Below are 22859 nucleotides of genomic sequence, written 5' to 3' on the forward strand. Positions count from 1 at the left end.
ATGGCACATTATCCCATGCTCAGCGCGCTTGCGCACCCTATTGGTGCGAAACCAACTCCAGCGGCAGGGACGTGGTGATCTTGATCTGTTCCATCGAAAACGCCGAGGAGACCCCGCTGAGCTGCACAGACTTGATCAACTTTTTGTAAAAGCGGTCATATCCTTCGATATCGCTTGTAACCACCTTCAAAAGATAATCGACGTCGCCGCTCATGCGATGAAATTCCTGCACTTCCGGCAGCGCCGCCACTGCGGCTGCGAAGCGGGCGAACCATTTCTCGTCGTGCGAGGTGGTGCGCACGCTGACGAACACCGTCACCGGCAGGCCGACCTTGCGGCGGTTGATGATGGCCACGCGGCTCTCGATATAGCCTTCCTCCTCCAGGCGTCGAACCCGCTTCCAGCAGGGCGTGTTGGACAGCCCGACCCGCTCGCTGAGCTGGGCGATCGACAGCGTGCCGTCGGCCTGAAGCGCGGAAAGAATGGCGTAGTCATAACGGTCAAGTGGATTCATCCTACTAATTTACCATTGGAGGTATAAAACATCTACAACTAGTGCGTGGGCGGAGGATTTTAGTACGTATATTTCGGCATAAGTGCGTAAGCTGTATGCATCCAACCAGCAACCGCCATCATGACCACCGAAATCTACCTCGACGGCAACGCCACCAGCGCCGTCCTCCCCGCCGCCATCGACGCCGCCCTCGACACCATGGGACGCCGCTTCGGCAATCCCAGCAGCACCCACGGCGCCGGACTCAAGGCCAAGGCCATCCTCGACGAGGCGCGCGCCTGCGCCGTACGTCTGCTGGGCGTGGGCGAGGGCCGCCTGATGTTCAACAGCGGCGCCACCGAAGGCATCCAGACCTCGGTGCTGTCGGCGCTGATCGGCTTGCGCGAGCGCCAGGACAAGGGCGAGGCCATCGGCGATCTGCTGGTCTATGGCGCCACCGAGCACAAGGCGGTGCCGGAAAGCCTGGCGCACTGGAACCGGCTGCTGGGCCTGAACCTGACGCTGCACAAGTTGCCGGTCGACGGCGACGGCGCGCATGACCTGGCGGCACTGCGCCAGCTGGCCGGCCAGGCCGCGCTGGTTTGCACCATGGCGGCAAACAACGAAACCGGCGTCGTCACCGACCTCGACGGCATCGCCGCCGTGCTGGGCGACACCGGCAGCCGCGCCTACTGGATGGTCGATTGCGTGCAGGCGCTGGGCAAGCTGGAGCTGCAACTGGCGTCCACCCGCATCGATTACGCGCCGTTCTCCGGGCATAAGCTGTACGCGCCGAAAGGCATCGGCATGTTGTACGTGCGCGCCGGCGCGCCGTTCACGCCGCTGATCATGGGTGGCGGCCAGGAAAGCGCGCAGCGCTCCGGCACCGAGAACATGGCCGGCATCGCCGCGCTGGGCGCGGTGCTGGCCGCGCTGGAGCGGGGCGACACCTTCCGCAGCGAAGGCGAGCTGTGCGGCTTCCGCGCGCGCCTGGCCGACAGCCTGCGCGCCGCCTTGCCCGGCGTCGTCTTCAACCATCCCTTCGACAAGTCGCTGCCGACCACGCTGAACTTTTCCGTGCCCGGCCTGTCGAGCCGCGAACTGGTGGATGTGTTCGACGCCGCCCAGGTGCGCGTCAGCGCCGGCAGCGCCTGCTCGTCGGCCAAGGCCGCGCCGAGCTACGTGCTGGACGCGATGGGCCTGCCGCTGTGGCGCAGCGCCGGCGCGATCCGCATGTCCTTCGGGCCGCTGGCCGACGAAGCCACCATCGCCGCCGCCTGCGCCCGCATCGAGCGCTGCGGCGCCGCGCTGCGCGCCAGCTGCCTGATTCCGTCGGAACGCACCGCCGTGCCGCACGACGGCCTGGTGCAACTGGGCGTCGAGGGCGCCTGCAGCTGGATGGTGCTGGACGCGGCCAGCCGCAGCTGCATCGTCATCGATCCGCTGCCGGACGTGACCGCGCGCATCGAATCCTATGTGCGCTGCCAGAACTACCAGGTGCTGGCCATTGTCAGCACCTTGCCCAACGCCGGCCGCACCATGTTGATCGACGCGCTGGGCCGTCACTTCGACCGCCACGCGCAAGCGGACGAGTACGGTTGGCCCGCCGGCGGCACGACCGTGACGCTGGAAAACGGCGCCAGCGTCGGCGCGATCCGGATCGGTACGCAAGTGTTGGCCAACATGGCCTGCGGCGCCGGAGACGAATTGCGCGCCTACCTGCTGGGCGCGGCGGACGGCGAGCGCCTGCCGGCCGCCTCGGTGCGCTTCGCCTTCAGCGCGCGGCCGGCGCGGCAAGCGCTGGGCGCGGTCGGCGCCGAGCAAACGCTGCTGTGTCCGACGCGCGACGAGCACAACCAGTTCTGCACCAGCCTGACGACGCAAGCGGCCGCGACGCCGTCCGCCGAGCTGCAACTCGATGGCGCCGGGCTGGACGCCTTCCTGCAAGCGCATCCGGACGCGGTGCTGATCGACGTGCGCGAGCCCTACGAGTTCGCCGCCACGATCACGCCCGGACCGGCCGGCCGTGTGGCGCAAAGCGTGCCGCTGAACCGTCTGGCCGAGTACGCCGCCGAATGGCTGCGCGGCGAGCCGGCGCCGCTGGTGTTCTTCTGTCGTAGCGGCAACCGCAGCGTCAAGGCCGCACAATGCCTGCGCCGCCTCGGCCATCCCCAAGCCTACAGTCTGACCGGCGGCCTCGCGCTGGCACCGCTGCCGCTCGCGGCCTGACCGTCATCACCGCAAAGTTCCAAGGCCGCAGCAGCGGCCTTTTTTTCATCCACTCCTCCATATGTTCGTCACCGTACAGTCGCGTGGCGTGCGCCCCCGTACGATGCCTTGGCACATAATTTCCCATTCGCAGAATCGAAGCGAGGCTCAAGTTGACCAAGTCCAATCCCCTATTGCCGGATATTTCCCTCGGCTTCCGCGAATCCCCCGCCGGCGCATTGTTATCCGATGAAGATGACGAAGACCTGCCGCTGCGCGCTGAATTATTCAGCGCGGCGCAGATGGCCGCGCACGGCAAGACGCTCGCCGCACACCATGAACTGAGCAAGCGGGGCGGCCGCGACCGCCTGCTGTCCCGGCTGGCCGAAAACGCCGCCGTCATCGACTCCACCTGCGACGAACTCACCGCCGCCGTCAAGGCCGGCCGCCAGATCACGCCCGCCTCCGAGTGGCTGCTGGATAATTTCTATTTGATCGAAGAGCAGATCCGCATTGCCCGTCGTCACTTACCGAAGAACTACAGCAAGGAATTGCCGCGCCTGGGCAAGGGCGCGCCCGAAGGCACGCCGCGCGTCTACAAGATCGCGCTGGAAATCATTTCGCACGGCGATGGCCGCGTCGATCCCGAATCGCTGTGCCGCTTCGTCGACGCCTACCAGGAAGTGGCGACGCTCAAGCTCGGCGAGCTGTGGGCGATCCCGATCATGCTGCGCCTCGCGCTGATCGAGAACCTGCGCCGCGTCGCCGCGCGCGTGGCCGACAACCGCATCCACCGCGACCTGGCCAACACCTGGGCCGACCAGATGACCGACGTCGCGGAGAAAAACCCGAGCGGCCTGATTCTGATGGTGGCCGACATGGCCCGCTCCAATCCGCCGATCACCAGCGCCTTCGTGGCCGAACTGGCGCGGCGCCTGCAAGGACAAAGCCCGGCGCTGACCTTGGCCTTGTCGTGGATCACCCACCGCCTGGCCGAAACCGGCCAGACCATCGAACAGCAGATCCAGGCCGAGATCCAGCAACAGGCGACCGAGCAGGTCTCGATCGCCAACAGCATCGGCAGCCTGCGCTTCCTCGGCACCATGGACTGGCAGGAGTTCGTCGAGTCGATGAGCGTGGTCGAGCAGACGCTGCGCCAGGACCCATCCGGCGTCTACGGCCAGATGGACTTCGCCACCCGCGACAACTACCGCCACGCGATCGAGAAGATCGCCAAGCGCTCGCGGTTCAGCGAAGTGGAAGTGGCGCAGCAGACCTTGCAGCTGGCGCAGGCGCACTACGAAGGCGGCGACAAGCGCCACGGCCACGTTGGCTTCTACCTGATCGGCGGCGGCCTGGCCGCGCTGGAAAAACAGGCCGGCATGCGCCGTCCATGGCTGGAGGCCTTGCAGCAGACATCGAGCGCCTCGCCGCTGACTTCCTATCTCGGCGCCATCGCCGCCTTCGCGCTGGTCTCGACCGCGCTGCTGCTGGAACGCGGCGCGGCGCACGGCGCCAACAAGATCGAATTGGCGGCGCTGGGCGTGTTGGCGCTGCTGGGCAGCAGCCAGCTGGCGCTGAGCCTGGTGAACTGGGTCGCGACGCTGGTCACGCGTCCGCACCCGCTGCCGCGCATGGATTACAAGGAAGGCATCCCGACCGACGCCCGCTCGCTGGTGGTGGTGCCGACGCTCGCCTACAGCAAGGAGAATATCGAGGAACTGTGCGAACAGCTGGAAGTGCGCTTCCTGGCCAACCGCGATCCCAACCTGGTGTTCGGTCTGCTGACCGACTTCGCCGACGCCGCCGCCGAAAGCCTGATCGGCGACGCGCCGCTGCTGGAACAGATGCAGCGCTGCATCGAAGACCTGAACCGCAAATACGCCATGCATCCGAACGGCGATCCGGCCACGCCGTTCCTGCTGCTGCACCGCCCGCGCCTGTGGAATCCGCAGGAAGGCGTGTGGATGGGCTATGAACGCAAGCGCGGCAAGCTGGAGGACCTGAACCGCTTCCTGCGCGGCGGCGCGCGCGACAAGTTCTCGCTGATCGTGGGCGACACCACGCAGCTGGAGAGCATCCGCTACGTCATCACGCTCGACACCGACACCCAGCTGCCGCGCGACGCGGCGGCGCAGTTCATCGCCACCATGCAGCATCCGCTCAACCGTGCCCGCATCGATACCGCGCGCGGCCGCGTGGTCGAAGGCTACGGCATCCTGCAACCGCGCGTCGCGGTCAGCCTGCCGAGCGAGAACGCTTCGCGCTACGAAAAAATGTGCGGCGGCGAGCCGGGCATCGATCCCTACACCCGCACCGTCTCCGACGTGTACCAGGACGTGTTCCTCGAAGGCTCCTTCATCGGCAAGGGCATCTACGATGTCGACGTGTTCGAGCAAGTGCTGGGCCACCGTTTGCCGGAAAACCAGATCCTCAGCCACGATCTGCTGGAAGGCTGCTACCTGCGCGCCGGCCTGCTGAGCGACGCGCAACTGTATGAAGAATATCCGGCCCGCTACAGCGACGACGTCAGCCGCCGCCAGCGCTGGATCCGCGGCGACTGGCAGTTGATCTCGTGGCTGTTCGGCCGCGTGCCCAACGGCAGCGGCAAGCGCGAACGCAATCCGCTGTCGCTGCTGTCGCGCTGGAAGCTGTTCGACAATCTGCGCCGCAGCCTGACCGCGCCGGCGCTGGTGCTGTCGCTGATCACCGCGTGGCGCTGGCTGCCGGATCCGTGGATGTGGACCGGCGCCGTGCTGGCCGTGATCTTCACCCAGCCGCTGGTCAGCATGCTGCACGACCTGTTCCGCCGTCCCGAAGACACACTGTGGAGCCAGCACCTGCGCGCCTCGATGCGCCGCGCCGGCGTGCAGTTCTCGCACGCCATCCTGATGCTGGTGTTCCTGCCGTACGAGGCCTACTTCAGCCTGGACGCGATCCTGCGCAGCATCTGGCGCATGACGGTCTCGCATCGCCATCTGCTGGAATGGCGCGCCTCCGGACTGGCGCGCGTGGCCGCCGGCACCGCTGGCGTCTGGCGCACCATGTGGGCATCGCCGGTGCTGGCGCTGTTCGTCGGCGGCGCATTGCTGGGATGGCGCCCCGCCAGCCTGGCCCCGGCCTCGCTGTTCCTGCTGGCGTGGTTGGTGGCGCCGGCGGTGGCCGACTGGATCAGCCGTCCGATCCACCGCAAGCACGCCGAACTGACGCCGGAACAGAATCAGTTCCTGCACAAGCTGGCACGCCGCACCTGGGCCTATTTCGACCGCTTCGTCGGCCCGGAAGACAACTGGCTGCCGCCGGATAATATGCAGGAACACCCTGCGCAGGTGATCGCGCACCGCACCTCGCCGACCAATATCGGCATGGCGCTGCTGGCCAACCTGAGCGCGACCGACTTCGGCTACATCACGGTGGCGCAGCTGATCGCGCGCACCGACCAGACCATGTCCACGATGGACAAGCTGGAACGCCATCAAGGTCACTTCTACAACTGGTACGACACGCAGAGCCTCAAGCCGCTGCACCCGATCTACATCTCGACCGTCGACAGCGGCAACCTGGCCGGCCACCTGCTGACATTGCAGCCCGGCCTGACCGGCCTGTACGACCAGCCGGTGCTCGGCCCGCAGATCGTCGACGGCATCGCCGCCACGCTGCGCGTGCTGCAGGAAACCATGAGCGGCACGACTCCGGCGCAAGCGCCGCAGACCGGTGGCGGCGCCTCCGATCCGGCGCAGTCCGAGCCGGACGAGGGTGCCGACGCCGGCGGCGATACGCACGACATCAACGCCGTGATGGCGCTGTTGTCGCCCGCGCCGGACGCGTCCAACGTGCAGCAACTGTATCTGTGGCTGGCGCGCATGTGCGCCGCCGTCGAAGCGTTCCAGTCGCACGCCGACGCGCACGGCGAAGCCGCCGCGATGTGGGGCGCCTCGCTGCTGCTGCAATGCCGCGCCGCGCTGGACGAGCTGACGCTGCTGACGCCATGGGCCACGCTGCCCACCGACGCGGTGTTCGACACCGCCGTCTCGCGCATGCCGACCCTGCGCGAGCTGGCCGGCCTGGCGCACGCCACCGCCGCGATCCCGGTCACCGACCTGGCCCCGGCCGAACGCGAACGCCAGCAGCAACTGGCGCAGCTGTTCGAACAAGGCAGCGCCGCCGCGCACGACCGCATGCGCGCGCTGGCCGAACTGGCGCAACGCGCCTGTTCGTTCGCGCAAATGGAATACGGCTTCCTGTACAACAGCACCACCAGCCTGCTGGCGATCGGCTACAACGTCAGCGAGCGTCGTCTCGACGCCAGCTACTATGATCTGCTGGCATCCGAAGTGCGCCTCGCCAGCTTCGTCGCCATCGCCCAGGGCCAGCTGCCGCAGGAGCACTGGTTCGCGCTGGGCCGCCAGCTGTGCATCGTCGCCGGCAAGCCGGTGCTGCTGTCCTGGAGCGGCTCGATGTTCGAGTACCTGATGCCGCTGCTGGTGATGCCGAACTATCCGAGCACCTTGCTCGACCAGACCTACCACGCGGTGATCGACGCGCAGATCGACTACGGCAAGCGCCACAACGTGCCGTGGGGGATTTCCGAGTCCGGCTACAACACCGTCGACGCCAGCCTGAATTACCAGTACCGCGCCTTCGGCGTGCCTGGCCTGGGCCTGAAGCGCGGCCTGGCCGACGATCTGGTGATCGCGCCGTACGCCTCGATGATGGGACTGATGGTGCAGCCGGAAGCCTCCTGCGTCAACCTGCAGAAGATGGCGGAGCTGGGCTACATGGGCCGCTACGGCTTCTTCGAAGCGATCGACTACACGCCATCGCGTCTGCCGCGCGGACAGACCGCTGCCATCATCCGTTCCTTCATGGTCCACCACCAGGGCATGGGGCTGCTGGCCCTGAGCTACCTGCTGCACGACCGGCCGATGCAGCGCCGCTTCGAATCCGATCCGCTGCTGCAATCGACCTTGCTGGTGCTGCAGGAACGCAGCCCGCAGGTGGGCGCCTTCTACTCCAACACCACCGAGCTGGCGGCGATCCGCAGCACGGTGCCGGAGCAATCGATGCCGATGCGGATCCTGACCCAGCATTCGACCCCGGTGCCGGAAACCCAGCTGCTGTCCAACGGCCGCTATCACGTCATGGTCACCAACGCCGGCGGCAGCTACAGCCGCTGGAAGGACCTGGCCGTGACTCGCTGGCGCGAAGACAGCACCCGCGACAACTGGGGCAACTTCTGCTACGTGCGCGACATGGAGGACGGCGAGTTCTGGTCCACCACCTATCAACCGACTCTGGTCGATCCGCGCAAGCATGAAGTGATCTTCTCCGAAGGCCGCGCCGAATTCCGCCGCTCCGACCGGGGCCTGGACCTGTACACCGAAATCGTGGTCTCGCCAGAAGACGACATCGAACTGCGCCGCACCCGCATCACCAACAAGACCGACCGCGTGCGCACCATCGAGGTGACCAGCTTCGCCGAAGTGGTGATGGCGCCGGCCGCCGCCGACAACGCGCACCAGGCGTTCAGCAAACTGTTCGTGCAGACCGAAATCCTGCGCGACGAAAACGCCATCCTGTGCACCCGCCGTCCGCGCGGCCAGACCGACGTCATGCCGTGGCTGATGCATTCGATGATGGTGCACGACGCGCCGGCCGGCGCGGTCTCGTTCGAGACCGACCGCTCGCGCTTCCTCGGTCGTGGCAACACGACGGTGGCGCCGAGCGCGATGCTGGACGAGGGCCCGCTCAGCGGCGGCGAAGGTTCCGTGCTCGATCCGGTGGTGGCGATCCGCTACACCATCACGCTGCAACCCGACCAGACCGCGATCGTCGACATCGTCACCGGCATGACCGAGCAGCGCGACGCCGCGCTGCACCTGATCGACAAGTACCAGGACAAGCACCTGGCCGACCGCGTGTTCGAACTGGCGTGGACCCACAGCCAGGTGGTGCTGCGCCAGCTGAACGCCAGCGAGGCCGACGCCCAGCTGTACGGACGCCTGGCCAACTCGGTCATCTACCCGAACGCCGCGCTGCGCGCCGACGCCGGCACGCTGATCAAGAATCAGCGCGGCCAGTCCGGCCTGTGGGCCTACGCGATTTCCGGCGACCTGCCGATCGTGCTGCTGCAAATCAAAGACCCGGCCAACATTGAACTGGCGCGCCAGATGGTGCAGGCGCACGCCTACTGGCGCCTGAAAGGGCTGGTGGTCGACCTGGTGATCTGGTACGAGGATCAGTCGGGCTACCGCCAGCTGCTGCAGGAACAGATCATGGGTCTGATCGCCTCCGGCATCGACGCGCAGGCGATCGACCGTCCGGGCGGCATCTTCGTGCGCCTGGCCGACCAGATCGCGAACGAGGACCGCATTCTGCTGCAATCGGTGGCGCGCGCCATCCTCAGCGACAGTCGCGGCACCCTGGCCGAGCAGATCAAGCGTCCCGGCCCGCCGTCGATGCGCATGCCGCCGTTGATGGCGGACGGCCGCGGCGAATACGCCGACGCCGGCCAGGTCTCGCCGCCGGCGCGCAAGCTGATGCTGGAAAACGGCATCGGCGGCTTCGCGCCGGACGGCAAGGAATATGTGATCACCACCGGCGAAGAGCAGCGCACGCCGGCGCCGTGGTCCAACGTGCTGGCCAATCCGCAGTTCGGCACCGTGATCTCGGAAAGCGGCCAGGCCTACACCTGGCACGAGAACGCGCACGAATACCGCCTGACGCCGTGGCATAACGACCCGGTCAGCGACGGCAGCGGCGAAGCCTTCTACCTGCGCGATGAGCAGAGCGGCCAGTTCTGGTCGCCGACGGCCTTGCCGGCGCGCGGCAGCGGCGACTACGTCACGCGCCACGGCTTCGGCTACAGCGTGTTCGAGCACATCGAAGCCGGCATCTACACCGAGATGACCACCTTCGTCGCGGTCGACGCGCCGATCAAGTACACCGTGATCAAGGTGCGCAACGATACGCTGGTGACGCGCCGCCTGTCGGCCACCGGCTACGTCGAATGGGTGCTGGGCGACATGCGCTCCAAGTCCGGCATGCACATCATCACCGAGCTCGATCCGGTCAGCGGCGCGATGTTCGCCAAGAACCCGTACAACACCGAGTTCAATGGCCGCGTCGCCTTCTTCAACTGCGACGCCACGCTGCGCACCGTCAGCGGCGACCGCACCGAGTTCCTGGGCCGTAACGGCACGCTGGCTTCGCCGGCGGCGCTCAAGCGTTCGCGCCTGTCGGGCAAGGTCGGCGCCGGGCTGGACGCCTGCGCCGCGATCCAGGCGCCGTTCGACCTGCTGCCGGGCCAGGAACGCGAGATCGTGTTCGTGCTGGGCGTGGGCGGCCGCCGCAATGCGGACGCCAGCAGCCTGGTACAGAAACACCGCAGCGCCGGCGCCGCGCAGGAAGCGCTCGACGCCGTGCACGCGCACTGGAACGAAACGCTGGGCGCGGTGCAGATCCAGACCCCGGAACCGGAACTGGACGTCATCGCCAACGGTTGGCTGATGTACCAGACCATCGCCTGCCGCATCTGGGCGCGCAGCGGCTACTACCAGTCCGGCGGCGCTTTCGGCTTCCGCGACCAGCTGCAGGACGCGATGGCGACCATCCACACCCAGCCGCATCTGCTGCGCGACCAGCTGATGCTGTGCGCCGCGCACCAGTTCCTGGAAGGCGACGTGCAGCACTGGTGGCACCCGCCGTCGGATCGCGGCGTGCGCACCCACTGCTCGGACGATTACCTGTGGCTGCCGCTGGGCACCTGGCGCTATGTGATCGGCACCGGCGACATGGCGCTGCTGGATGAAACCGCGCCGTATCTGGAAGGACGCCTGGTCAAGCCGGAAGAGGACTCCTACTACGACCTGCCGACCCGCTCCAACGAGCACGGCACGCTGTACGACCATTGCGTGCGCGCGATCCGCAACGGCCTGCGCTTCGGCGAACACGGCCTGCCGCTGATCGGCTCATGCGACTGGAACGACGGCATGGACAAGGTCGGCGAACATGGCAAGGGCGAGAGCGTGTGGCTGGCCTTCTTCCTGTGCGAAGTGCTGAAGCGCTTCGCCGAAGTGGCGGAACTGCGCCAGGACCTGGACTTCGCCGCCGAGTGCCGCGACCACGCCAAGAAGCTGGCCGCCAATGTCGAGCAGAACGCCTGGGACGGCGAGTGGTATCGCCGCGCCTACTTCGACGACGGCACGCCGCTCGGCTCGCACACCAATGAGGAATGCCAGATCGATTCGATCTCGCAGAGCTGGGGCGTGCTGTCCGGCGCCGCCGATCCGGTGCGGGTGCGCGGCGCGATGGAGCAGGTCAACCAGCGCCTGGTGCGCCGCGACTCCGGCATCATCCAGCTGCTCGACCCGCCGTTCGACAAGGCCGGGCCGAATCCGGGCTACATCCGCGGCTACGTGCCGGGCGTGCGCGAGAACGGCGGGCAGTACACCCACGCCGCGATCTGGACCGCCATGGCCTTCGCCAGCCTGGGCGACACCGAACGCGCCTGGGAACTGGCGCGCATGATCAATCCGGTCATGCACGGCCGCACCGCCGAAAGCACGGCGATCTACAAGGTGGAACCGTATGTGGTGACCGCCGACGTGTACGCGGTCGCGCCGCACGTCGGACGCGGCGGCTGGAGCTGGTACACCGGCTCGTCGGGCTGGATGTACCGCCTGATCATCGAATCGCTGTTGGGATTGACGCGCACCGCGCACCACCTGACGCTGGCGCCGCGCATGCCGGAAGGCTGGAACACGTTCACGCTGAGCTATCGCTATGGCCGCTCGACGTATGTGATCCGCGTGGTGAAGGCCGAGGGCGGGGCGCCGCTGCTGACGGTGGACGGCGTGCCGCAGCACGACCAGATGGTCGAGCTGAGCGACACCGGCAACGTGCATCAGGTCGAACTGCTGCTGCCGGCGCCGAAGGCTTAAAGCTTCAATCAGATACCCAGCCGGGCGCCCGCGCCCAGCAGGGTGGCGATGCCCAACGCCGCGAAGATCATGGCGGCGATGCCGTGCACCAGTTTCAGCGGAATGCGGCCGGCGATCCTGTCCCCCAGGTACACCGCCGGCACATTGGCCAGCATCATGCCGAAGGTGGTGCCGCAGACGACCGCGATCATGCTGTCGTAGCGCGCCGCCAAGGCCACCGTGGCCACCTGCGTCTTGTCGCCCATTTCGGCGATGAAGAAGGCGATCAGCGTGGTCAGGAACACCCCGTATTTGGCCAGCGCCAGGTCGTCGTCGTCGATCTTGTCCGGCACCAGCGTCCACGCCGCCATCGCGAGGAAGGACGCGCCCAGCACCCAGCGCAGGATGTCGGGGCCGAGCAGCCCGGTGATCCAGGTGCCGATGGCGGCCGCGAACGCATGGTTGGCGATGGTGGCGACGAAAATCGCGGCGATGATGGGCAAGGGACGGCGGAACTTGGCGGCCAGGACGAAGGCGAGCAGCTGGGTTTTGTCGCCGATTTCAGCGAGGGCGACGATGCCGGTGGAGACGAAGAAAGCTTCCATGAGGATGTGTGTGAAGTACGCGGGCCGGAACGATTAACCAATGATCGATGCGCGGCTCCGGCCCGGAATGGCCGCACAAGGATCATGGTCTCGTCAAGTTTTTCAACCACCTGCACCACGGTCTGCGGACCGATTATGTTGACACAGGTTCTTGCGCCGGGGAGGCGCAAGCCGACTACTCCCCACTGAACAGGCAGGATCATATCATAGGTTAGCGGCTGTACACATGCGAGATACATGGCTATGCTATTCTGCTCCGCGCCTGTGCAATTCATAGAAAAGATCACCATGCCTATCAAGAAGACCATGTCCGCGATCGTGCTATCCGCACTGATGTCGCTTGCCGCCCATGCCGACCCATTGAGCTACGCCCGCTACGACCAGGTGCGCACCAGCGACCTGTATCTCGACCTGAAGGCCGACTTCGGCCACAAGACCCTGGGCGGCTACGCCGAGCTGACGCTGAACTGGATCGACAAGTCGGCCCGCACGCTGGTGCTGGACACGAATGAACTGAGCATCTCCAAGGTGCAGGTGCTGAATCCCGCCGGCCGCTGGGTCGCCGCCTCCTTCATGCTCGACAAGCTGGACGTGGAGAAGGGCCGCGCGCTGCGCATCGCCCTGCCGTTCCAGCCGCAGAAGGTGCGCGTCTACTACCGCACCGCGCCATCGGCCGCCGCGCTGCAATGGATGCTGCCGGAGCAGACCATGTCCGGCAAACGCCCGTTCATGTTCAGCCAGTCGCAGGACATCAACGCCCGCTCGTGGGCGCCGGTGCAGGACACGCCGGCGGTGCGCTTCACCTACAGCGCCCGCATCGACGCCCCGGCCGGCCTGCGCGTCGTGATGAGCGCCGAGAACGACCAGAACGCCACCGGCGCCGGCGGCTGGAAGTTCAAGATGGCGCAGCCGATTCCATCCTACCTGCTGGCGATCGCCATCGGCGAGATCGAGGTACGCAACCTCGGCCCGCGCTCCGCCGTCTACGCCGAACCGGCGCGCATCGAAGCCGCCGCCGCCGAGCTGGCCGACACCGAGAAAATGATCGCCGCCGCCGAAGGCCTGTACGGCCCGTATCGCTGGGACAGGTACGACATGATCGTGCTGCCGCCATCGTTCCCGTTCGGCGGCATGGAGAACCCGCGCCTGACCTTCGTCACCCCGACCATGATCGCCGGCGACAAGAGCCTGGTCGACCTGATCGCGCACGAACTGGCGCACTCGTGGTCCGGCAACCTGGTGACCAACGCCTCGTGGAAGCACATGTGGCTCAACGAAGGCTTCACCACCTACGTCACCACCCGCATCGTCGAGAAGCTGTACGGCGAAGAGATCGCCGAGATGAACCTGCAGGTGGAGCAGGAGGAAGCGATGTCCTCGCTGGCCAACATCCCCGCCGCCAAGCAGGTGCTGGCCACGCGCGGCGCCGACAACGACCCGAAAGCCTACTCCGACGGCGGCCTGATTTATCCGAAGGGCGCCTGGTTCCTGCGCACGCTGGAGCAGCGCGCCGGCCGCGACGTGTTCGATCCCTTCCTGCGCGGCTGGTTCGACTCGCACGCGTTCAAGTCCGCCACCACCGACGAATTCATCGACTACCTGAAAAAGAACCTGCTCGACGCGCATCCCGAATACATGGCGCAGGCGGAGCTGGACGAATGGCTGTACGCGCCCGGCATTCCGGCCAGCGCCAAGCACGCCGTCTCGCCGCGCCTGGCCACGCTGGACGCGCAGCGCACCGCATGGCTGAAGGGCGAGCTGCCGATCGCCGAATTGAACGGCAAGAACTGGGTCGCGCTGGAATGGATGCACTTCCTGAACGACATCAACGGCAAGGCCAACGCCGCGCAGATGGCGGAGCTGGACCAGGTCTTCGGCCTGGCCAAGAGCGGCAACAACGAGATCGCCTTCCGCTTCTATCTCGGCTCCGTCAGGGCCGGCTACAACGTGCGCGAACCGCTGAACACCTTCCTCATGAGCGTCGGCCGCCAGAAGTTCGTGGTGCCGCTGTACACCGCGCTGCTGAAGAACCCGGCCGACAAGGACTGGGCCAAGGCCGTCTACGCCAAGGCGCGCTCGCACTATCACCCTGTAACCCAGGCCTCGGTCGACAAACAATTTAAAAAACAATGAAGCTTTCACGTACTTTCGTCTCGACCGCGCTGACGCTGGCCTTCCTCGGCAACGCCGTTGGCGCGCCGGTCGCCGTCGCACCGCCGGCGGCCGCCGTCCCCGCCTTCAATCTGGACTCGGACGTCAACCTGGCGCTGAAGACCTTCGACGTGCCCGGCATGGCGATCGCCATCGTCAAGGACGGCAAGGTGGTCGTCGCCAAGGGGTACGGCGTGCGCAAGCTGGGCGATCCGGCGCCGGTCGACGGCAAGACGCTGTTTGAAGTGGCGTCGAACTCCAAGGCCTTCACCGCCGCAGCGCTGGCGATGCTGGTGGACGAAGGCAAGCTGGCATGGGACGACCCGGTCACCAAGCACCTGCCGGGCTTCCAGATGTTCGACTCCTACGTGACCGGCGAGATGACCGTGCGCGACCTGCTGACGCACCGCAGCGGCCTCGGTCTGGGCGCCGGCGATTTGCTGTGGTGGCCGAGCACCGACTTCAGCACCGACGAAATCATCGCCAGGCTGCGCCACATCAAGCCGACCACCAGCTTCCGCAGTAGCTACGCCTACGACAACCTGCTCTACATCGTCGCCGGCAAGATCATCGCCGAGAAGAGCGGCAAGCCGTGGGGCCAGGCGATCCACGAGCGCATCCTCGCACCGCTGGGCATGAACGGCACCAAGACCAGCGTCGCCGAGATGCTGGCCAGCGACGACTACTCCGCACCGCACAGCAAGATCAACGACAAGATCTCGGTGGTCAAGCCGATACCGGTGCCGAACGCGGTCGGCGCGGTCGGCATCAACACCAGCGCCGAGGACATCGCGCGCTGGATGACGGTGCTGCTCAATCAAGGCAAGATGGACAACGGCGAACAGCTGTTCAGCGCCAAACAATCCGCCGAACTGTGGAGCGAGCAGACGCCGATCCGCATCCGCGAACCCAAGCCGGCGCTGGCCGCGACCAAGCCGAACTTCAGCGCCTACGGCCTGGGCTTCCAGCTGCGCGACTACAAGGGCCGCAAGCTCGCCATGCACGGCGGCGCGCTGGTGGGCTTCTACTCGACGGTGCTGATGGTGCCGGAAGAGAAGCTCGGCATCGCCATCCTGACCAACGCCGAGAACAGCCCGGCGATGGCGTCGCTGTACTGGCGCATCCTGGACCAGTACCTGAACGTGCCGCCGTCCGACTGGATCAAGCTGTACGCCGACCAACAGGAAGCGATGCACAAGGCGGAACTGGAGCGGCAGGGCAAGGAAGTCTCCGCGCGCGCCGCCAAGTCGTCGCCGTCGCTGCCGCTGGCATCCTACGACGGCGAGTACGAGGACGCATGGTATGGCAAGGTCACCATCCAGGCCGAAGGCAAGAAACGCATCATGCGCTTCACCCGCACGCCGGACCTGACGGGAGAGCTGGAGCACTTCCAGCACGACACCTTCATCGTCCGCTGGAAGGAGCGCAGCTTCAACGCCGACGCCTACGTGACGTTCGCGCTGAATCCCGACGGCAGCATCGAACGCATGAAGATGGCGCCGATCTCCACCGAAACGGACTTCAGCTACGATTTCAAGGACCTGACGTTCACGCCGGTGAAAGCGAAGACGCCATGAAAAAGATAGGCTTCCTCTCCTTCGGCCACTGGACCAATTCCACGCAATCGCGCGCGCGGTCGGCGGCCGACGTGCTGCTGCAATCGATCGACCTGGCAGTCGCCGCCGAAGAGCTGGGCGCGGACGGCGCCTACTTCCGCGTCCATCATTTCGCGCAGCAGCTGGCATCGCCGTTCCCGCTGCTGGCGGCGGTCGGCGCCAGGACCAGCAAGATCGAAATCGGCACCGGCGTGATCGACATGCGCTACGAGAACCCGCTGTACATGGCGGAAGACGCCGGCGCGGCCGACCTGATTTCCGGCGGCCGGCTACAGTTGGGCATCAGTCGCGGCTCGGGAGAGCAGGTCGAGGAAGGCTGGCGCTACTTCGGCTACGCGCCGCTGGAAGGCGAAACGCACGCCGACATGGCGCGCCGCCACACGGAAGTCTTTTACGAAGTGCTGCGAGGCGAAGGCTTCGCCAAACCGAATCCGAGACCGATGTTCCCCAATCCACCCGGCCAGTTGCGCGTGGAACCGCATTCGCCGACGCTGCGCGACCGCATCTGGTGGGGCTCCGCCTCGAACGCCACCGCGGTGTGGGCGGCCGAGATGGGCATGAATCTGCAGACCTCGACCCTGAAGAACGACGAGACGGGCAAGCCGCTGCATGTTCAGCAGGCGGAGCAAATCCGCGCCTACCGCCAGGCATGGAAAGCAGCGGGGCACACCCGCACGCCGCGCGTCTCGGTCAGCCGCAGCATCTTCGCGCTGGTGAACGACCAGGACCGGATGTATTTCGGACGCGAGTCGAATAGCCAGGACACCATCGGCTTCCTGGACGAAAGCATCCGCGCCGTCTTCGGCCGAAGCTACGCCGCCGAGCCCGACGTGCTGATCGCCGAACTGGCCAAGGACGAAGCCATCGCCGAAGCCGACACGCTGCTCCTGACCATCCCGAATCAACTGGGCGTGGACTACTGCGCACACACGATCGAAGCGATCCTCAAGTACGTCGCCCCAGGCCTGGGCTGGCGTTAGCACTGAGTAGGTACGAAAAAAGCCTGGCTTGATTTGGCAGCCCTTGCTGCACATCAAAAAGCACCCTCGACGGTCGTGACATCATCGGCAACCTGTGCGGTGAAAACCGCTGTCCTTGCGACGGATGCCACGATGGATAAGCTGCTGCCATATTTCGAGCGGGAACTGAGCATGCTGCGGCGCGGCGGCGCCGAATTCGCCGGCCGCTACCCCAAGCTCGCCGGCAGCCTGCGGTTGCGCGGCGAAGCCAGCGCCGACCCGCACGTCGAACGACTGATACAAGCCTCCGCCTTCCTCAACGCCCGCATCGCCAAGCTGCTCGACGACGGCTACGCCAACTTCACCGAAGCGCTGCTCGGCATGCTGTACCCGCACTACCTGCGGCCGATCCCAGCCTGCTCGATCGCCCGCATCGACTACAGCGGCGCCAAGGCCAATGAAGTCAGCACCGTCAGCGTACTGCCGCGCGGCGCCGCGCTGAAATCGCTCGGCGGCGGCGCCGTCGCCTGCCGCTTCCGCAGCGTCTACGACGCCACCATCGCACCGGTGACGATCAGCACCGCACACTACGAACCCTACATCCAGACGCCAGCCACGCTGACGCTGCCGGCGACGGTCTGCGGCGCCATCTGCATCGGCATCGACAGCACCGCCGCCGCACGCAGCCTCGCCACACTGGGCCTGCGCACGCTGCGCGTCTTCATCGACGGCGAAGCCTCGCTGCGCGCCACGCTGCGCGACGCCCTGTTCATCCACACCGCCTGCGCCTGCGTCGAAGCCGAGGGCAAATGGCGCATGCTGAAGAGGATCCCCATCACCCCGGTCGGCTTCGCCGACGACGAAGCGCTGCTGCCGGCCGCGCGGTCCGAGCACAGCGCCTACCGCCTGCTCAGCGAATACTTCGCCTTTCCGGAAAAATTCGACTTCATCGACATCGACCTGGCCGCGCTGCTGGCCGCCAGCCCCGAAGGCTGCACCCGCCTCACACTGCGGCTGGCTCTGGCCGACGTCCGCCCGGACGCCCCGATGGCGCGCATCCTGCGCACGCTTGCGCCGGACAACCTGGTGCTGGGCTGCACCCCGATCATCAACCTGTTCGCGCAACCGGCCACGCCGATCCGCATCACGCACGAGCGCAGCAGCTATCCGCTGATGGTCGACGAGATGCCCGGCAGCGGCTGCGAAATCTACAGCATCGACTCGGTGCAGCTGCTGCGCAAAACCCCACAAGGCAACTCGATCACCGAATTCTTCCCCTACTACTCGCTGCGCCACGGCGAAGCCTCCAGCCGCAAAGGGCACTACTGGCTGGCGCACCGCGACGACCACAGCGTCACCACCGGCCATGAATTCACGCTGGCGCTGGTCGACCGCGGCCTGTCGGCGCTGCGGCTGGAGGAGGGCACCGCCTCGGTGCGCGTCACCTGCACCAACCGCAACCTGCCGCATGGACTGCCGTATGGACAACCGGGCGGAGACCTCAGCACCGAAAGCGCCGTCGGCAACCTCCCGATCCGCATGCTGCGCCGGCCGACGGTCTCGCACCATCTGACATCGGAAGGCGGCCGGCACTGGGGACTGATCGCCCACCTCGCGCTGAACCACCGCTCGCTGACGCAAACCGGCCTGCCCGCGCTGACCGCGATGCTGCAGCTGTACACGCAGCCGGACGACCCGGTCGCACAACGGCAGATCGACGGCATGACCGCGCTGCGCTGCCTACCCGCCACCGCCTGGATCAAGCAGAAGCGAGGCCGCGCCTACCTGAGCGGCGTCGAAGTGCGCGTCACGCTGGATGAACAAGCCTACGCCGGCAGCGGCCTGCACGCCTTCGTGCAGATGCTCGACCACCTGTTCGCACTGCACGTGCACCTGAACAGTTTCACGCAGCTGGTGGTGATGTCCCACGCCAGCGGAAAGGAGACGCTGCGATGCCCACCCCGCAACGGCGCGCTGACACTGGTTTGATCGCGCAGCTGCTGGCGGCTCCGCAACGCTTCGAATTCTTCCAGGCGGTGCGACTGATCGGACAGACGCACCCACCGCTGCGGCTGCGCTACCGCAACCGGCTGTCGCTCTCGTTCCCGCCGAACCAGATAGAGAACGTCAGCGGCGACAGCGACGACATTGTCCGCGTCACGCCCGCCTTTATGGGCATGCTGGGCAGCCACGGCGTACTGCCGCTGCACTACTCGGACCGCATCAACCGGCACGAGAAGACCAGCAGCGACGGCGGCCCGCGCGCCTTCGTCGACATGCTGTCGCATCGCGCGCTGGGCATGTTCTACCAGGCCTGGGCCAAGCACCGGCCGGAATGCATGGTCTCGGCGGACGGCGGCGACGAATTCCTCGCGATGCTGACCGCGCTCGCCGGCGCCGGCGCATCCGGCGAAATACTCGACCACGAAACGCTGGCGTTCTACGCGATGCAGATCCGAAGCCGCTCCGTCTCCGCACCGCTGGTGGCCGGGATGTACGCGGAATACTTCAACGTACCGTTCACGGTCGACCAACTGATCGGCGAATGGCGGCCGCTGCCCGCAGCGGATCAAGCCGTGCTGGGTGTGGCCAACGTCGACCTGGGCGCCGGAGTGATGCTGGGCGCGCGCATCTACGTCTGCGACACGCGCGTGCGCCTGCGTATCGGCCCGCTGGACAAGAATCGCCACGAAAGCTTCCTGCCGGGCCGCAGCGCCGCGACGCATCTGGCCGCGCTGCTGGCGCTGCACTGCGGCGCTGGCATGACATATGAGGTGCACCTGATCCAGCGCGCCGAGGACCTGCACGGCGCCAGCCTGGAAGCCGACGGCGACGTCCGGCTGGGCGTCAACGTGCACTTGCTGACCAAACCATCGAAGGGCGACCGCGAACAGCTAACGTACTTGCTGCACACCTGAAAGGAGCGACTGTGGAGAGCGACAACGAATTCTTCAGCTTCAAAGGACTGGCCAAGGAACTGGTCGCCACCAACCGGCCATTGCGGCTGCGGCTGGACATGGTGGGCGGCATCAACGACGACATGCTGCTGCCGCAGCGCGTGTTCGGCTCCGAGACCTTGTGCGGCGGCATCGAATACCGCATCCTGTGCGTCTCGTCGAACCCCTGGCTGCCGCTAAAGCAGATCATCGCCGTCCCGGCCGCGCTGGAATTCGTCACCGATCGCGGCGGCTTGCGCAGCGTCTGCGGGATCGTCACCGAGGCCAGCTCCGGCGACAGCGACGGCGGCCTGGCCAGCTACCAGCTGGTGCTGCGCGACGCCCTGTCGATACTGGAGAAGCGCACCAACACCCGCGTGTTCCGCAACATGGACGAAGTGGAGATCGTCCAGCGCATCCTCAACGAATGGCGCCACAAAAGCCCGATACTCGGCGTCTGCTTCAAGCACGAAGTGGATGAAGTGTTCAACGTCCGCGAATATCCCAAGCGCGAATTCACCATGCAGCACAACGAATCGGACGCAGGCTTCATCCGCCGCCTGCTGAAGCGTCGCGGCATCGGCTGGTACATCCGCGCCGAGGGTGGCGGCGAGGGACCGACGCACACGCTGGTGCTGTTCAATAACGCCGACAGTCTGCGCCAGAACGCCGCCGGCACCATCCGCTACCACCGCGACAGCGCCACCGAGGAACGCGACACGATCACCTCCTGGAGCGCGGTGCGCAGCCTGCAGCCGGGCGCTGTCACGCGGCACAGCTGGGACTATCGCATGTCGCAGAGCCGCGACTTCATGATGGCCGACGCCACCAGCGGCGTCGACCAGGGCGTGCACGGCAACGAACTCGCCGCCAGCCTGGATGATTACCAGATCCTGTCGCCGCACGCCGGCGACGACAACGAAGACCTATGCCGCCTCGGCAAATTGAGCATGCAGCGGCACGACTACGAATCGAAATGCTTCCACGGCGAAGGCAGCGTGCGCGACCTGTGCGCCGGCGAATACTTCACGCTGGCCGAGCACCCGGAAGTGGACGAGCATCCGCCCGAGGAGCGCGAATTCGTCGTCACCGCCTTGCAGGTGACAGCGCAGAACAACCTGCCCAAAGCGCTGGCCGCGCGCGTGGAATGCCTGTTCGCCCGCAGCCGCTGGATGCAGGGCGCGCGCGAGGCGCAGATGCAGCAGGAGGTCGGCGACAAGGTAGCATCCGGTCCGCTGCGCATGCACATCCAGTTCACGGCGGTGCGGCGCGGAGTGACCATCGTACCCGCCTACGATTCGCGTACAGACGTGCCGCAAGCGCAGATGCAAAGCGCGATCGTGGTCGGACCGGAAGGCGAGGAAGTGCATTGCGACCAGATGGGCAGGGTAAAGATCCGCTTTCCCGGCACGCGTCCGGCCGATCACGAAGAAGCCGCCAACGCCGGCGCATCGGACACCGAGACGGATTCCGCGTGGGTGCGCGTCGCGTCGAACTGGGCCGGCAATGGCCCCGGCAGCCTACAACAATGCGGCACCATCGGTTTGCCGCGCGTCGGCACCGAAGTGCTAGTCAACTTCCTCGGCGGTGATGCGGACAAGCCGGTGATTGTGGGGCAGCTCTACAATCAGCAAGCGCAGCCGCCAGCCCTAAGCAATAGCGGTAGTCTGCCGAGCGATCGTTATCTCTCTGGAATTAAGAGCCGCGAAGTGAGGGGGAGCAGGTCAAACCAGATGCGGTTGGATGATACCAACGGTCAAATCAGTGCTCAATTATCAAGCGATCATGCTGACACGCAGTTGAACTTAGGTTTTCTCACCGATAGTAGGAAAAATGGAGGAGGAACTCCGCGTGGTGAGGGGGCGGAACTGGTTACTGCGGAATCTATTTCGGTCCGAGCAGGAAACGGCGTACTACTAACAGCGAAGCTTGATGATTCCCGTGCTCAATTGGCCAGGGCGGACTTGATAGGTACAGCCGAACTTTTGAACAGCATTGCTAGTCAGCTAGCTTCCCTTGCAAAAACTCACTCGTCAGATGAAGACGTCAGTCCTCAATTATCAAACCTCATTTCAAGCGTGCGAAGCTGGAGTACCGGGACGGCACTGGGAATCATTGCTGGCAGTGCGCCTGATGGCATGATTTTGGCAAGTGAAAAAAATGTAGCGATCGGAGCGCAGACAAACTTGGATTTGATCTGCTCTAAGGACCTCCAACTTTCCGCTGGCAAGAATATTTTTGTTCGCGCGTTGAAAAGTGTGAGCCTCTTTGCCCATGGACTTGGGATGAAACTTGTAGCAGCCAGCGGCAATGTGCTTATTCAGGCTCATAACGGAGACATCGATTTGACGGCAACTGGGCGTATCAGGATTAGTGCCGGCAAGGGAATTGAATTGATGTCTCCGGAAGTGAAAGCTGCGGCGAAAGGTGCACAAATCAATCTTGGAAATGGTGAGATTACTCAGCAGAGTAAGGGGCCCCACACAATCAAGTCTTCGAAATTTGCTCATACGACAGGTGGAGGTGGCGAGGTCAATGAAATTAAATTTCCCAGTACGGAAATTGAAACTGACGAGCGTGTAATCCTATTTCATTCACAGACCGGTGAACCTGTGATTGGTCGCCGTTATCGGTTGAGCATGCCAGATGGCAGCAGCGTAGAAGGAGTTACTGATAAACAAGGGAGGACCAGCCTCGCAACAGGCAAAGAGATGGGTGATATCGAGGTCACGATTTTCCCCGAAGACGCTTGATAACTGGAGTCAATCTTATGACTACGAATAGTGCCACCGAGCCGACCCGGCCAGTGCCAGCCACAGCAAATGACGATGGCAATCTACATGCGCGTGAGATAGCCCCCTGATTCACCGTACACGGCCTATGCGCTATTCTTACGGATAGGAATAGGACTGTGCATATGACTAGGAACAAGCAAACAATCGAGGTTGTAACGGTAAGCGAAGAGCGCCG

Annotated in this window: 10 protein-coding genes and 1 riboswitch; of the genes, 8 read left to right on the forward strand and 2 right to left on the reverse strand. The window is 65.4% G+C overall.

The window, feature by feature from the left end:
- Positions 1-37: 37 nt before the first annotated feature.
- Positions 38-514: an Lrp/AsnC family transcriptional regulator gene (locus GW587_RS25710; RefSeq protein ID WP_166107745.1), complete on the reverse strand. Its 477-nt coding sequence runs from the start codon at positions 512-514 to the stop codon at positions 38-40.
- Positions 515-634: 120 nt separating this feature from the next.
- On the opposite strand from GW587_RS25710, the gene GW587_RS25715 reads away from it, so the two are divergent.
- On the forward strand, positions 635-2722 hold the full coding sequence (locus tag GW587_RS25715; protein WP_166107746.1) for an aminotransferase class V-fold PLP-dependent enzyme: 2088 nt from the start codon (positions 635-637) through the stop codon (positions 2720-2722).
- 152 nt (positions 2723-2874) lie between these two features.
- Positions 2875-11643, forward strand: a complete 8769-nt coding sequence (locus tag GW587_RS25720) for a GH36-type glycosyl hydrolase domain-containing protein (RefSeq protein WP_166107747.1) — start codon at positions 2875-2877, stop codon at positions 11641-11643.
- Positions 11644-11651: 8 nt separating this feature from the next.
- Here the strand turns inward: GW587_RS25720 and GW587_RS25725 are convergent, their stop codons facing one another.
- Complete coding sequence (locus tag GW587_RS25725) at positions 11652-12227, reverse strand: TMEM165/GDT1 family protein (RefSeq protein ID WP_166107748.1); 576 nt, start codon at positions 12225-12227, stop codon at positions 11652-11654.
- Between the two features lie 23 nt (positions 12228-12250).
- Positions 12251-12425: riboswitch (yybP-ykoY riboswitch) on the reverse strand.
- Positions 12426-12515: 90 nt separating this feature from the next.
- On the opposite strand from GW587_RS25725, the gene GW587_RS25730 reads away from it, so the two are divergent.
- From GW587_RS25730 to GW587_RS25755, 6 genes are all read left to right on the forward strand, one after another.
- A complete protein-coding gene (locus tag GW587_RS25730; RefSeq protein WP_166107749.1) occupies positions 12516-14360 on the forward strand; it encodes a M1 family metallopeptidase in 1845 nt (614 codons plus the stop codon).
- Positions 14357-15955 (forward strand): serine hydrolase, encoded by a 1599-nt coding sequence (locus GW587_RS25735; RefSeq protein WP_166107750.1) that lies wholly within the window; start codon positions 14357-14359, stop codon positions 15953-15955. Before GW587_RS25730 ends, GW587_RS25735 begins: the two co-directional genes overlap by 4 nt.
- Positions 15952-16974, forward strand: a complete 1023-nt coding sequence (locus GW587_RS25740) for an LLM class flavin-dependent oxidoreductase (protein WP_166107751.1) — start codon at positions 15952-15954, stop codon at positions 16972-16974. Before GW587_RS25735 ends, GW587_RS25740 begins: the two co-directional genes overlap by 4 nt.
- Before the next feature lie 132 nt (positions 16975-17106).
- Complete coding sequence (tssF, locus tag GW587_RS25745; RefSeq protein WP_166107752.1) at positions 17107-18942, forward strand: type VI secretion system baseplate subunit TssF; 1836 nt, start codon at positions 17107-17109, stop codon at positions 18940-18942.
- The gene (tssG, locus tag GW587_RS25750) at positions 18906-19871 is read left to right on the forward strand and encodes a type VI secretion system baseplate subunit TssG (protein ID WP_166107753.1); all 966 of its coding nucleotides are present in this window, start codon (positions 18906-18908) and stop codon (positions 19869-19871) included. The genes tssF and tssG overlap by 37 nt, the downstream gene beginning before the upstream one ends.
- Positions 19872-19969: 98 nt before the next feature.
- Positions 19970-22642, forward strand: a complete 2673-nt coding sequence (locus GW587_RS25755; RefSeq protein WP_166107770.1) for a type VI secretion system Vgr family protein — start codon at positions 19970-19972, stop codon at positions 22640-22642.
- Positions 22643-22859 lie beyond the last annotated feature (217 nt).

This window comes from Duganella aceris, from assembly GCF_011090165.1.
In the GTDB taxonomy this organism is placed as follows: domain Bacteria; phylum Pseudomonadota; class Gammaproteobacteria; order Burkholderiales; family Burkholderiaceae_D; genus Rugamonas; species Rugamonas aceris.